Raw genomic sequence first — 12,660 nt, 5'->3', positions numbered from 1 at the left:
CGGATTGATAGCGATGCTATCATCCGTATGATTGCAATGCAATCAAGCTTTTGGCAATCAGAGATTCCGGACGGCGATCAGGATGCCGATGAAGGTCACGGCGATGATCCAGACCGCCACGGTGCGCCAGCGGTTCTTGCGGCCCTCGCTGCGTCCCATCGCGGCGATGCTCTCCGGCGACAGTCGGATGCCTTCCCGCGTCATGGTCTCGAGCTGCTCCAGCACCTTCACCGAGCGCTCAGCGATGTCAGGCAGGCGCATCAGCACCTTGGCGAGCTCGCCGCCGCCGGCGAGCGCGCCCTGTACCCGGCCGATGGGGCCGAGGTTGCGCTCGATCCATTCGCGCACGACTGGGTCGGCGACCCTCCAGATGTCTAGCTTGGGATCGAAGCTGCGCGCGACGCCTTCGACCACCACCATTGTCTTCTGCAACAGGATCAGCTCTGGCCGCGTCGTCATGTCGAACAGGCCGGTGACTTCGAGCAGCAGCGTCAGCAGCCGCGCCATCGAGATCTCCTCGGCGGTGCGGTTGTGGATCGGCTCGCCGATGGCGCGGATGGCCTGCGCGAAATTCTCCACCGAATGGTGCGCCGGCACGTAGCCCGCCTCGAAATGCACTTCGGCAACGCGGCGATAATCACGGGTGATGAAGCCGAGCAGGATTTCGGCGAGGAAGCGCCGCTCCTTCATGCCGAGCCGGCCCATGATGCCGAAGTCGACCGCGACGAGGCGGCCGGCGTCATCGAGGAACAGATTGCCCGGATGCATGTCGGCGTGGAAGAACCCGTCACGCAGCGCGTGGCGCAGGAAGCTCTGGATGATCTTGCGGCCGAGATCGGGCAAATCGACCTGCGCCTCTTCGAGGCGCTTGTGGTCGTTCAGTGCGATGCCGTCGATCCACTCCATCGTCAGCACGTTGTGGGTGGTGCGGTCCCAGTCGACGGCAGGCACGCGGAAGTCAGGATCGTCCTGCGTGTTCTCGGCCATTTCCGACAACGCGGCAGCCTCGAGCCGCAGGTCCATCTCCATCGCGACCGAGCGCGACATGGTGTTGATGACCTCGATCAGTCGCAGTCGCCGCGCCTCGGCCGAATAGGCCTCCGCCTTGTGTGCGACGTAGAAGAAATCGGAGAGATCGCGGCGGAAGCGCGCGGCGACGTTGGGCCTGAGCACCTTGATCGCGACGGGCCTGAGGATGCCGTCACGCTCGACCTCGCCGCGATGCACCTGCGCGATCGAAGCGGCCGCGACCGGCGGCCCGAAGCTGGCGAACACATCCATCAGCGGACGCTCCAGCGAGGTGGTGATCGCCGCTTCCGCTTCGGCTTGCGAGAACGGCGGCAGCCGGTCCTGCAGGCTTTCGAGATCGCGCGCCATGACCACGCCGACGACGTCAGGGCGGGTCGCCAGGAATTGCCCGAGCTTCAGATAGGCCGGGCCCATCCGCGTCAGTGCGCGCGAGATCCGTGGGCCCTGCTTGGCGCTGCGGCGTTCGACGAGGCGTGCAAGCTTCAGCGCGAGCTGTCCGGGCGGCGGCACCAGGCTCGGGTCGACGGAGCCGAACACGCCCTCGCGCGCAAACACGAACGCGGCGCGGATCAGGCGCGAAATGTGGGTGATGGCAGAAATCACAAACGCCAGCCTGAATGCAGTGCGACGATGCCGCCGGTCAGTGTCTGAAAGCCGACGCGCGAGAAGCCGGCGTCGCGGATCATGTCGGCGAAGACGTTCGGCTTTGGAAACTTGCGGATCGATTCGACGAGATATTGGTAGGATTCGGCGTCGCCCGTGACCATGCGCCCGAGCGGCGGAATCACCTTGAACGAGAACAAATCGTAGAGCTTGTCGAGCCCGGGCATCTCGACGGTCGAGAATTCAAGGCACAGGAAGCGGCTGCCGGGTTTCAGCACCCGATAGGCCTCGCGCAGCGCCTTGTCGATCTGCGGCACGTTGCGGATGCCGAAAGCGATCGTATATGCGTCGAAGCTGCGGTCGGCGAAGGCGAGCGCTTCGGCATTGCCTTCGACGAAATCGACCTGGGTCTCGAGGCGGCGCTTGGCGGCGCGCTCGCGGCCCACCGCCAGCATGTCGGAATTGATGTCGCAGACGGTGGCATGGAAGCCTGGGCCTGCCGCCTTGGCGGCACGGAACGAGATGTCGCCGGTGCCGCCGGCCACGTCGAGCAGTTTGAACGGCCGGTCGCTTCGCGGCGGATCCAGCGCGTTGATCATGATGTCCTTCCAGACCCGGTGCAGGCCACCGGACATCAGGTCGTTCATCAGATCATAGCGCGACGCCACGCTGTGAAACACATCGTTCACCAGCGTCTGCTTGTCCCCCAGGGGGACGTCTTTGAAGCCAAAATGCGTGGTTTCGCCCGGCCGATCCATTACTCTACTCCACTGGGCGGACCATAGCCCGCCCGCCGCAATGGCGCTATCACACCGCCCTCATAAGGTGAATGCCTGACCATGCCTGAATTGCCCGAAGTCGAGACCGTCCGCCGCGGCCTTCAGCCCGTTATGGAGGGGGCCAAAATCATCGTTGCGGAGGCCCGCAGGCCGGATTTGCGCTTTCCGTTCCAGCCCGACTTCGTGGACCGGCTCCAGGGACAGATCGTCACGGGCCTCGGCCGCCGTGCAAAATATCTCATGGCCGATCTCGCCTCCGGTGACGTGCTGCTGATGCATCTGGGAATGTCGGGCTCGTTTCGCGTCATCAAGCCGGACGACGAGGCCGTATCAGGCGAGTTTCACTATCCCAGGGGCAAGGACTCCGCGCATGACCACGTGCTGTTTCGAATGTCGTCAGGCGCCGACATCGTCTTCAACGATCCGCGCCGCTTCGGTTACATGAAAGTGATCGCGCGCAATGCCCTCGACGACGAGCCGTTGCTGCGCGATCTCGGTCCCGAACCGCTCGGCAACGAGTTCGATGCCGCGATGCTGGCGCGTGCCTGCGCAGGCAAGACCACCAGCCTGAAGGCCGCGTTGCTCGACCAGCGCGTGGTCGCAGGGCTCGGCAACATCTATGTCTGCGAAGCGCTGCACCGCTCGCATCTGTCACCGCGCCGGATCGCAGCGACGCTTTCGACAAAGGCCGGACAACGCAAAAGCGTTGCCGGGGGCGAGCCGACGGATCATGCGAAGAGATTGGTCAGCGCCATCCACACCGTGCTGAACGATGCCATCGAGGCGGGCGGTTCGTCCTTGCGCGACCATCGCCAGACTTCGGGCGAGCTCGGCTATTTCCAGCATTCGTTCAAGGTCTATGACCGCGAGGGTGAGACCTGCAAGACGCCGCGCTGCGGCGGCACCATCAAGCGCTTCACCCAGAACGGCCGCTCGACCTTCTGGTGCCCGAAATGTCAGAAATAGCAGGCCATGCAGACGCCGCAGCTTGAGACCGAACGGCTGATCCTACGTCCGCTCGCATTGTCCGATGCGCCGGCGATCCAGCGCCATTTCGACAATTGGAATATCATCCGGCACCTTGCGGTCGTCGTGCCCTGGCCGTATCCGGCTGATGGTGCGGAAACCTTCGTCCGCTCGCAGCTCGAGCGGATCTCGGCCGGCGAGGAGATTAATCATTGAGTCCTGGTGCTCAAGGGCGGGACGGCGAGGCGATCGGCAACATTCATTTCCGTCCCGGTGCCGACGGCGCCAAAGGCAATCGCGGCTTCTGGCTGGCTGAACCGTACTGGGGGCGCGGCTTGATGACGGAGGCGATTACCGCGGTGAACGATTTCGCGTTCCTCACACTCGGTCTTGACCATTTCTACGTCTGCAACGCCGTCACCAATGAGGCCTCGCGCCGGGTCAAGCAGAAGACCGGTGCGGAATTCGTTGGCTTCATCGAGCTCGCCCATCATGGCGGGCAGTCGAAGTCCGAGCGATGGATCGTGCGGCGTGAGGCTTGGCTGCGCGGCAGGACGTGATTTGGGAGATAATGTCGCCCCGGCGTCATGGCCGGGCTTGTCCCGGCCATCCACGTTCTGTCTTCTTGTAGCCAAGACGTGGATGCCCGGGACAACGGGCATGACGGACAGATGGCGTTCGACGCGAAGCGAAGCAATCCGGCAGGGCTGGGGGCCGGATTGCTTCGTCGCTTGGGCTCATCACCGGATAGCGAAGAGCCCCTGGGTCTCGAGCCCCCGCTCAGGACGCCAGGGTCGTGGTTTCGTCCGCCGCGGGCTCGCTCGCGGCGTGCAACATGCACTCGGCTGCCGACATGACCTGATCGATCAAGAGATTGCCGGCGGAGAGATCGAGACGGGCCTCGATCCAGCGCCAGAGGCCGCGGATCTCGTCCGCCGACTTGCCGTTCGGCGCGAATTCGCTGACCGCGAGGCCGCACGCAAGCGAGTCCTGGTGGTCATTGCGCATCACGATCAACGGCCGTGCGAGCACCTCGGCAACATCGAGCGCGGCTTCCTCGGCGAGCGCGCTCGCGGCATTGTCGATGCGCTGGCCGCGGATCGGCGTCTGGTTCAACACGAAGCTGTAGGAACGCTTCCAGGCGCGTGCGACGCTGAGGGTGGAGACGGTCGCCTCGATGTCGGCGACGCTCGGGCGGGCCGGAATCAGGCAGAGGTCGGAATAGCGGATCGCGGCGGTGGTCGCGGCGGAAAGGCCGGCGGCAGTGTCGACGATCGCGAGCTGGAGGCCGCTGTCGGCCAGCATCGTCAGCCGCGGCGCGAAATCGGCGGCGTGATAGATCGGCTCGACGACGATGTCGTCGCTGTTGCGGCGGCGCTGCCAGTTGGAGAGGGTGCCCTGCGGGTCGGTCTCGATCAGGCGGACGGTGAAGCCGGCCTGCTTGGCAGCCAGCGCGAGGCCGATGGCGAGCGTGCTCTTGCCACTGCCACCCTTTTGGGTGGCCAGTACGATCGTATGCATTTGAAGTTCAATCCTTTGGAGTGCTTGGGTCTTCGGGATAACGCCACGCGAACGTGCATCGATTTGCGATGCTGAGCTCTTCTCGCTCAGGACGTGCCCTGCCCGATCCAAAGGGGACCGCGGATGTCCGAATCAACGCTGATGATGATGGCAGAATCGGGAATGCCAGCTAATCCGTACCATTACTGGACCCGTATTCGCGCGTATGATGTGCTTGCCGCAGTGAACAAGAGAGGCGAGCGGCATGGGCGGCAAGTGGCGCGACCGGACGGCAATCACCTTCGAATGTCAGAAGATGCCGGCGGTCTCGAGCCGCGGCATGGTGGTGAGCAACCACCCCCTCGCTTCCAGCGCCGGCGCCGAGATGCTGGCCGCCGGCGGCAACGCCATCGATGCCGCGATCGCCACGCTGTTCACGCTGACCATGGTCGAGCCGATGATGGTCGGCATCATCGGCGGCGGAATGGCGCATATCCGCCTCGCCGATGGCAGCCACCGCATCATCGATGGCCAGAGCACCGTCCCTGCTTCGGTGCGTGACACCACTTACACATCCAAGCCAGGCTCGGCGCACGACGTGTTCGACACTGTCGGCAACGAGAACCTCAACGGCCCGAAAGCGGTTGCCACCCCGGGCTCGTTGAGAGCCTGGTGCGAGACACTGCAAAGGTTCGGCACCATGTCGCTGGCCGATGTCATGCAGCCTGCGATCAAGCACGCCGCGCGCGGTTATGCCGCGACGCCTTACTTGCATGAATGCATCAGCGAATGCGCCGCCGAGATGCGCAAGGACACGCCGATCGCGGCGATCTATCTGCCCGGTGGCGAGCCGCTCAAGGTCGGCGAACGCGTGGTGCAATCAGAATATGCCGAGACGCTCCGTTATATTGCCGATCATGGCGAGACAGCCCTCTACGAGGGGCCGCTCGGCGATATCCTCGTCGACTACATGGCGAAGAGCGGCGGCTTCATCCGTCGCAACGATCTCACTAACTACAGGACGGCCGAGCGGCTGCCGATCCGCGCCTGTTATCGCGGCTGGACCATTTTTGGTCCCCCGCCGCCCGCGGCTTCCGGCGTGCACATCGCGCAGATGCTGAACATCCTGGAAGGCTACGACATCGGCGCCCTCGGCTTCGGCACGCCAGAGACCATTCATTACCTCGCCGAAGTCCTGAAGATCGCCTTCGCCGATCGCGCTGCGGCCAGCGGCGATCCTGACTATGTCGGCGTTCCCGTGGAGAGGCTGACCTCGAAGGCTTACGCCGAGGAGCGCCGTCGCACGATCGATCCGACGCAGGCGCAAGCTTTCGGCGCCGGCGTGACACAGCTCGAGAGCGCGCACACCACGCATCTGACGGCGGCAGACAGTTTCGGCAACGTGGTCGCGACCACGCAGACCATCAACAATCTCTTTGGCGCCAAGATCATGATCCCGGGTTTAGGGACCATCGCCAACAACTACATGAACCTGTTCGATCCGCGCCCCGGCCATGCGCTGTCGCTGGCGCCGGGCAAACGCGTCACGACCTCGATGTCGCCGATGATGGCGCTTCGCGACGGCAAGCTGCGCTACGCGCTGGGCCTGCCCGGGGGCAAACGCATCTTCCCGAGCGCGATGCAGGCGCTGCTCAATCTGATCGATCACGGCATGAGCCTGCAGGAGGCGGTCGAAGCGCCGCGGGTCTGGACCGAGGGCAATGCGCTCGAGGTCGAGCAGACCATCCCGGAGAGCGTCCGTGCGAAGCTCGCAGCGCTCGGCCACAAGGTGCAGCCGGTCGCGACGGTTGCCGGCGGCATGAACGGCATCGCCTTCCATGACGACGGCACCATGACCGGCGCCGCATGCTGGCGCGCCGACGGCACGCCGGTCGGAATTTCGGGTGGTCTTGCGAAGAGCGGGATCAGGTTCAGGTTGAGTTAGGTCTCGTGCCCCGGACGCAGCGCAGCACACGAGTGATTCGCTGCTGAGCCGGGGCCCAGCATTTCTCGCACGGAATGTGAATGGATCCCGGCTCTGCGCAGCGTCACTGCGTGCCTCAGCGCGTCCGGGACACGAGCATTATTTCCGCACGCAGATCACACGCACGACGGCAGCTTTCGCATCCGTCGACGTGCCGCTCGCAATGACCCCGTTCGCCTTCAAGAATTCGCGCACGGCTTCTGCCGAGATCATCACCGCTTGCGATGCAGGCGCCGACGTCGTCGGACCCGCAACGATTGCCGGCTTCAACAGCGCGATGCCGGCGAATTTGCCCTCGCCATCGAGGGCCGGGCTGCCGGAGAAGCCGACCGCGGGTGGAGGCGAGAGCGCAGAGTCGCTCGCCGTCACCGGCGCCAGTGCGCCCTTCACGCTCGATACGCCTGCGGCGCCGCCCTGGCTCTGCGGATCCGCGATGCCGATGACATCGACACTCGTCTTCACAACGCCGCTCGCGAGGCTGAGTGGCTTCAGGCCGCGTGCGCCATAGATGTGTAGCAGTGCAAGATCGTGGTCCTTGTCCTCGGCCAGACGATCGACATTGCCGTAGCCGCCGATGGTGATGGCAAGGCAAGAGTCGGTGACGAGGCGATCCGTGACGATCGCACCGTCGTCGCTGACGACGATGCCGGTGCCGTATTCGACGGTCTTGCGCGGCGGAGGTCCCGCCTGTGGCCCCGACGGAAACGCGTTGAACGCGCTCGACATCGCGATCACGACCGGCTCGACCGTATTCTCCATGGCCTGATCATATAGAATGGTCATGATGCGGACTTCGTCGCCCTTGAAAGTGCCGCGCACGTAAAATTTCTTCAGGCCTTGCAGTCCCGACAGTACGAAGAAGTCGGGCTTCACCACGGTGTAGTCGACCTTGCGGCCTGCAGGCTCCTTCTTCTCGGCATCCGCCAGTTTTGCCGTGGTCGGGTTCGCTTCCTTGCGCCGGCTGAGCAGCACTTGCACCGTTCCGGACGGTGAGGTCCATTTCGAGCCGTTGGTATCGGTGGCCTGTTGCGGCACCAGTTTGGAGGGAATGCCGAGCCGCGCGCCGCTGGTCATCTCGGTCACGATCTTCCAGCCGACGCTGTCCTGCTTGCGCCGCGCGGTCTCGGCGAGGGCGGCGCGCTCCTGCGGATTGAGCACCCCGGTCGGCTTGCCGCCCTTGGCCTTCTGGTATTCCTTGATGGCATCGACCATGCGCGAACTGACGTCGCCGGTGATGGCGCCATTATATTGACCAACCCAGGCGAGGTCGGATTGCAGCGACAGCCGCTCCGCCTGCGCCATCGCGTCGGCGGTTTCGGACGGCGTTTGCACGGCGGGCGGCTTGATCGGGACGGTCTGGACCAGATTCGGCTTGGCGCCGGGGACCTGCGGCGCCGTCATCTGGGCGTTCGCACCTGTGGCAGACGCCAACATCAGTGTTGCCGCAAGCATCGATCTCATGACAAATCCAGCCAGCCCATTGAACGCGCTGCCATTCAAGCACATCTCGTTGGTCGCGAACAATCTCGGGGTGGTTCAGGAGTAAGAGACGGTGCTGAGCCCGGACGAACTCGAACGCTATGCCCGCCATATCGTGCTGCGCGATGTCGGTGGCCCCGGCCAGGCCGCACTGAAGCGGGCTTCCGTGCTGGTGATCGGCGCCGGCGGTCTCGGCGCGCCCGCGCTGATGTACCTGGCTGCCGCCGGCATCGGCACGCTCGGCGTGGTCGACGACGACGTAGTGTCGCTGTCCAACCTTCAGCGTCAGGTGATCCACACCACGCCCGATATCGGCCGGCACAAGGTCGAGAGCGCGGCCGAGCGGATCGCGGAGCTCAATCCGCATGTACGCTTCGTCGGTCACGCGACCTGGCTCAATGCCGACAATGCGCTGAGCCTGATCGGCGACTACGATCTCGTGCTCGACGGTTCCGACAATTTCTCGACGCGTTATCTGGTCTCGGACGCCTGCTTCTTCGCGAAAAAGCCCCTCATCACGGCGGCGCTCGGCACCTTCGACGGCTCGCTCACCACCATCCGCGCGCATGAGACAAACGAGCAGGGCGTGTTCAACCCGACCTATCGCTGCCTGTTTCCGGAAGCGCCGCCGCCGGGCACCGTGCCGGCCTGCGCGGAGGCCGGCGTCATGGGCGCGCTTGCCGGCGTGATGGGTTCGATGATGGCGCTGGAGGCGATCCGCGAGATCGTCGGTTTCGGCGAGGGCCTGGTCGGGCGCCTGCTCATGATCGATGCGCGCGCAATGCGCTTCGAGACATTGCGCTACGCGCGCGATCCGGCCAATCCGCTCAATGGCGACGGGCCCGTGATCGCTGACCTCCGCGCCCATCGCGACTGAGCGCGACAGGTCTTTGCGACCTACAGCATGCTCGGCAGCACGCGGTCCGGCGGCTTGTGCGCGTCGAGGAAGGTGCGGATGTTGATGATCACCTTCTCGCCCATCTCGACGCGGCCCTCGATCGTGGCCGAGCCCATATGCGGCATCAGGGTCACCTTGCCGGCCTTCGCAAGCCGCACCAGTTTCGGATTTACCGCGGGCTCGTGCTCGTAGACGTCGAGGCCGGCGCCGGCGATCTCGCCGCCTTCGATCAGCTTGATCAGCGTGTCCTCGTCGGTGACCTCGCCGCGCGCGGTGTTGACGATGTAAGCGTCCTTGCGGATCAGCTTCAGCCGCCGCGCCGAGAGCAGATGATAGGTCGCCGGCGTGTGCGGGCAGTTCACCGAGATGATGTCCATCCGCGCCAACATCTGGTCGAGGCTTTCCCAATAGGTCGCGCCGAGCTCTTCGGCGATGACGGGCGCAACGGGACGGCGGTTGTGATAGTGGATCTGCAGGCCGAAGGCGCGGGCGCGGCGCGCAACCGCCTGGCCGATTCGGCCCATGCCGATGATGCCGAGGCGCTTGCCGCCGATGCGGTGACCGAGCATCCAGGTCGGCGACCAGCCCGCCCAGGGCTTTCCTTCGGTCAGGATCGAGGCGCCTTCGATCATTCGCCGGGGCACTGCGAGGATCAGCGCCATGGTCATGTCGGCGGTGTCTTCGGTCAGCACCTTCGGCGTGTTGGTGACGGTGATGCCGCGGGCATGCGCGGCCGCGACGTCGACATTGTCGACGCCGTTACCGAAGTTCGCGATCAGGCGCAGCTTGCAGTCGGGCTGGTTGACGATGTCGGCGCTGATGTGATCGGTGACCGTCGGAACCAGGATGTCGGCGGTACGCGCGGCTTCGGCGATCTGCTCGGTCGACATCGGCGTGTCGTCGAGATTGATGCGCGCGTCGAACAGTTCGCGCATCCGGGTCTCGATCGAGTCCGGCAGCTTGCGCGTCACGACGACGAGGGGCTTTTTCTTCACCGACATGTCCTGCCCTCATGAGGCGTTGCAAGCCGCCTTTGTCGCCAAAGGCCGGCCGTTGAGGCCTCATTAACCCGGTTGTTCGACACTGGCCTTGCCGTGTCGTCCCCGGCGTTTCCTTCAAGCTTTACCCCCAATTTCCAGCCGGAAAATCGGGGCAAACTGGTTGTTCAAGTGTCCGTCCTCTCTAGCAGAAGGCCGGGCCAAGACAAGAACCAGGGCGAAGGCTCCGGGAACACCCGCGTGGGGCGGGAGAGGGGGATGCGGCAGGGTTTGGAATTTGGGGTGAGGATCCGGTTCAGCCGGGTCTTCGACAGGAGACGGGTTAATGGCGTTGGGGCGTTTTTGTTCGGTGATGGCGCTCGTTTGCACCTGGTGGAGCGCCTCGGTCGGCCCCTCGCATTCGGCCAAGGACAACACCCCGCAGACCGCCAGCGGCCTGCCGGTGCCGCGTTATGTGAGCCTGAAATCGGATCACGTGAACGTTCGCGCCGGCCCGACCAAGGACAATGACGTGGCCTGGGTCTACACCCGCGCCGGCCTACCGGTCGAAATCACGGCCGAGTTCGAGAACTGGCGCCGGGTGCGCGATTCCGAAGGTGCCGAGGGCTGGGTCTATCACTCGCTGCTGTCGGGCCGCCGCACGGCGGTGGTCACCATGAAGCACAAGGACGACCTCGCGCCGATTTATGACCGCGCCGATCCGGACAGCGCGGTGGCCGCGAAACTCCAGGCCGGCGTCGTCACGCAGGTAAAAAAGTGCACGACCAGCTGGTGCCACGTCACCGGCAACGGTTTTGACGGCTGGATCCAGCAGGAGCGCCTCTGGGGCGTTTATGCGGATGAGCAGGTGAATTGACGCCATAGGCGTCATCCCGGGGCGATGCTTTAGCATCCGAACCCGCGATCTCGAGATTCCGGGTTCGGTGCTGCGCACCGCCCCGGAATGACGGTGTAAAACAATATGGCCGGGACAAGCCGGGCCATGACGATCAAACTAGCGATTGACTGATCTCAGCGCTTCTTGCGCAGGCGCACGACCATATCGATGCGCGAGATTTCGTAACCCTCCGGCACCTCCGGCATCTTGGACAGCACCAGATGCGGGTCCTCGATGTCGACCAGCTCGTGGCTGTTCTCGAGATAATAATGGTGGTGGGTGGTGACGTTGGTATCGAAATAGGTCTTGGTGCCGTCGACGCTGACCTGGCGCAGCAAGCCGGCATCGGTGAGCTGGTTCAGTGTGTTATAGACGGTTGCGAGCGACACCGGGACCTTGGCCAGGGTCGCTTCCTCGTAGAGCATTTCAGCCGTGAGGTGGCGGGCACCCTTGCCGAACAGCAGCCAGCCCAGCGCCATGCGCTGGCGCGTCGGACGCAGGCCGGCGGACTGCAGCATTTCGTTGACGTCGTGCCAGGGGCAGCCGGTCAGAGCCGGCTGGCGGCCAGACAGAAGGGCCGCATGGACGTCGTCGTGGTGACGGGGCGCGTTGTTGTCGCTCATTTCCAAAATTCGGGCACGCGTGGACACTATCTACCTGCAATATATGGACAGATAGATGCAGATGCAAGTTTCTCGCAACTAGAGTGGTTCTAATTAGCGAGGGAACCGCGCCCGAGCATCGTCATTTTACCTTCATGAGATCGCTTTGCCACCGAAAAGGCCTGTGTTAGAGAGCGCCCGGTTCCGCGTAGCCGGTGAGGCGCGGCCGGGCATTGAGGCCGGTCGCAAGTCCATGTTCGCAGGTCCATCCGGGCTCTTGGTATTCGCGCCTGCTGACGACGGCGTCACTTCCGAACGAAACGGGGCCCATTTCTGCCAGAAACGCCGCTCAATCGGGGTTAGAACAAAGGCTTCTGCATGCTGAACAGGCGCAACGGTTACGAATACGAAGATCTGCTGGCATGTGCCCGCGGCGAGATGTTCGGCCCGGGCAATGCCCAGTTGCCGCTGCCGCCGATGCTGATGTTCGATCGCATCACGGAAATCAACGACAATGGCGGCGAGTTCGGCAAGGGACTGGTGCGCGCCGAGCTCGACGTGAAGCCGGACCTCTGGTTCTTCGGCTGCCACTTCAAAAACGATCCCGTCATGCCCGGCTGCCTCGGCCTCGATGCGCTATGGCAAATGGTCGGCTTTTATCTCGGCTGGACCGGAGGCGAGGGCCGTGGTCGTGCACTCGGCCTCAACGAATTAAAGTTCAGCGGGCAGGTGCTGCCCGAGGCCCGCAAGGTTGTGTACAACGTCGATATCAAGCGCGTGATGCGCTCAAAGCTCGTGCTCGGGATTGCCGATGGATGGCTTTCGGTCGATGACCAGATTATTTATCGCGCCAAAGACCTGAAGGTCGGGCTGTTCAAGCAGGGCACTAGCCTGGGCTAGGCGCGTTTTCAAGCACTACGAAGAAAGACAACGATTTAGGCGAGG

General features: G+C 64.0%; 13 protein-coding genes. 7 read left to right on the top strand and 6 right to left on the bottom strand.

The annotated features are described in order from the left end of the window. Positions 1-57: 57 nt before the first annotated feature. Positions 58-1,632, bottom strand: a complete 1,575-nt coding sequence (ubiB, locus tag BM374_RS04665; RefSeq protein WP_092289384.1) for a 2-polyprenylphenol 6-hydroxylase — start codon at positions 1,630-1,632, stop codon at positions 58-60. Continuing rightward, on the bottom strand, positions 1,629-2,390 hold the full coding sequence (gene ubiE / locus BM374_RS04660) for a bifunctional demethylmenaquinone methyltransferase/2-methoxy-6-polyprenyl-1,4-benzoquinol methylase UbiE (protein WP_092289382.1): 762 nt from the start codon (positions 2,388-2,390) through the stop codon (positions 1,629-1,631). Before ubiE ends, ubiB begins: the two co-directional genes overlap by 4 nt. A gap of 81 nt (positions 2,391-2,471) precedes the next feature. Here ubiE and mutM point away from each other — a divergent pair, with 81 nt between their 5' ends. Genes mutM through BM374_RS40085 form a run of 3 tightly spaced genes read left to right on the top strand, consistent with a single transcriptional unit; the run spans position 2,472 to position 3,937 of the window. Further along, complete coding sequence (gene mutM / locus BM374_RS04655; RefSeq protein WP_092289380.1) at positions 2,472-3,377, top strand: bifunctional DNA-formamidopyrimidine glycosylase/DNA-(apurinic or apyrimidinic site) lyase; 906 nt, start codon at positions 2,472-2,474, stop codon at positions 3,375-3,377. Between the two features lie 6 nt (positions 3,378-3,383). Further along, the gene (locus tag BM374_RS40090) at positions 3,384-3,593 is read left to right on the top strand and encodes a GNAT family N-acetyltransferase (RefSeq protein ID WP_349509983.1); all 210 of its coding nucleotides are present in this window, start codon (positions 3,384-3,386) and stop codon (positions 3,591-3,593) included. Continuing rightward, positions 3,590-3,937, top strand: coding sequence for a GNAT family N-acetyltransferase (locus tag BM374_RS40085; RefSeq protein WP_349509982.1), 348 nt, complete (start codon positions 3,590-3,592; stop codon positions 3,935-3,937). Before BM374_RS40090 ends, BM374_RS40085 begins: the two co-directional genes overlap by 4 nt. A 220-nt stretch (positions 3,938-4,157) precedes the next feature. Here BM374_RS40085 and BM374_RS04645 read toward each other — a convergent pair whose 3' ends face one another. Beyond that, the gene (locus BM374_RS04645; protein WP_092289377.1) at positions 4,158-4,898 is read right to left on the bottom strand and encodes a nucleotide-binding protein; all 741 of its coding nucleotides are present in this window, start codon (positions 4,896-4,898) and stop codon (positions 4,158-4,160) included. Positions 4,899-5,142: 244 nt separating this feature from the next. Here BM374_RS04645 and ggt point away from each other — a divergent pair, with 244 nt between their 5' ends. After that, the gene (ggt, locus tag BM374_RS04640; RefSeq protein ID WP_092289375.1) at positions 5,143-6,822 is read left to right on the top strand and encodes a gamma-glutamyltransferase; all 1,680 of its coding nucleotides are present in this window, start codon (positions 5,143-5,145) and stop codon (positions 6,820-6,822) included. 138 nt (positions 6,823-6,960) lie between these two features. Here the strand turns inward: ggt and BM374_RS04635 are convergent, their stop codons facing one another. Further along, positions 6,961-8,322, bottom strand: a complete 1,362-nt coding sequence (locus tag BM374_RS04635) for a serine protease (RefSeq protein ID WP_177248087.1) — start codon at positions 8,320-8,322, stop codon at positions 6,961-6,963. A 91-nt stretch (positions 8,323-8,413) separates the two neighbouring features. On the opposite strand from BM374_RS04635, the gene BM374_RS04630 reads away from it, so the two are divergent. Further along, positions 8,414-9,217, top strand: coding sequence for a HesA/MoeB/ThiF family protein (locus BM374_RS04630; RefSeq protein WP_092289370.1), 804 nt, complete (start codon positions 8,414-8,416; stop codon positions 9,215-9,217). A 20-nt stretch (positions 9,218-9,237) separates the two neighbouring features. On the opposite strand, the gene BM374_RS04625 is transcribed toward BM374_RS04630, so the two are convergent. Further along, the gene (locus BM374_RS04625) at positions 9,238-10,239 is read right to left on the bottom strand and encodes a 2-hydroxyacid dehydrogenase (protein ID WP_092289368.1); all 1,002 of its coding nucleotides are present in this window, start codon (positions 10,237-10,239) and stop codon (positions 9,238-9,240) included. 322 nt (positions 10,240-10,561) lie between these two features. Here BM374_RS04625 and BM374_RS04620 point away from each other — a divergent pair, with 322 nt between their 5' ends. Beyond that, the gene (locus BM374_RS04620) at positions 10,562-11,092 is read left to right on the top strand and encodes an SH3 domain-containing protein (protein WP_092289365.1); all 531 of its coding nucleotides are present in this window, start codon (positions 10,562-10,564) and stop codon (positions 11,090-11,092) included. 155 nt (positions 11,093-11,247) lie between these two features. Here the strand turns inward: BM374_RS04620 and irrA are convergent, their stop codons facing one another. Next, entirely contained in the window at positions 11,248-11,736 is a 489-nt protein-coding gene (irrA, locus tag BM374_RS04615; protein ID WP_092289363.1) for an iron response transcriptional regulator IrrA, read from the bottom strand. A 357-nt stretch (positions 11,737-12,093) separates the two neighbouring features. On the opposite strand from irrA, the gene fabA reads away from it, so the two are divergent. Then, positions 12,094-12,615, top strand: a complete 522-nt coding sequence (gene fabA / locus BM374_RS04610) for a bifunctional 3-hydroxydecanoyl-ACP dehydratase/trans-2-decenoyl-ACP isomerase (RefSeq protein WP_092289360.1) — start codon at positions 12,094-12,096, stop codon at positions 12,613-12,615. Positions 12,616-12,660 lie beyond the last annotated feature (45 nt).

It is taken from the genome of Bradyrhizobium sp. Ghvi (assembly GCF_900115265.1).
Classification (GTDB): Bacteria; Pseudomonadota; Alphaproteobacteria; order Rhizobiales; family Xanthobacteraceae; genus Bradyrhizobium.
Note: the sequence above shows the minus strand (reverse complement) of the source record. Positions and strands in the feature narration are given on the sequence as shown.

Coding starts and splice junctions, on each gene's coding strand:
- irrA (WP_092289363.1), bottom strand. CDS start 11,736: ATGAGCGACAACAACGCGCCCCGTCACCACGACGACGTCCATGCGGCC.
- BM374_RS04625 (WP_092289368.1), bottom strand. CDS start 10,239: ATGTCGGTGAAGAAAAAGCCCCTCGTCGTCGTGACGCGCAAGCTGCCG.
- ggt (WP_092289375.1), top strand. CDS start 5,143: ATGGGCGGCAAGTGGCGCGACCGGACGGCAATCACCTTCGAATGTCAG.
- BM374_RS04620 (WP_092289365.1), top strand. CDS start 10,562: ATGGCGTTGGGGCGTTTTTGTTCGGTGATGGCGCTCGTTTGCACCTGG.
- BM374_RS40090 (WP_349509983.1), top strand. CDS start 3,384: ATGCAGACGCCGCAGCTTGAGACCGAACGGCTGATCCTACGTCCGCTC.
- mutM (WP_092289380.1), top strand. CDS start 2,472: ATGCCTGAATTGCCCGAAGTCGAGACCGTCCGCCGCGGCCTTCAGCCC.
- ubiE (WP_092289382.1), bottom strand. CDS start 2,390: ATGGATCGGCCGGGCGAAACCACGCATTTTGGCTTCAAAGACGTCCCC.
- BM374_RS04645 (WP_092289377.1), bottom strand. CDS start 4,898: ATGCATACGATCGTACTGGCCACCCAAAAGGGTGGCAGTGGCAAGAGC.
- BM374_RS04635 (WP_177248087.1), bottom strand. CDS start 8,322: ATGAGATCGATGCTTGCGGCAACACTGATGTTGGCGTCTGCCACAGGT.
- fabA (WP_092289360.1), top strand. CDS start 12,094: ATGCTGAACAGGCGCAACGGTTACGAATACGAAGATCTGCTGGCATGT.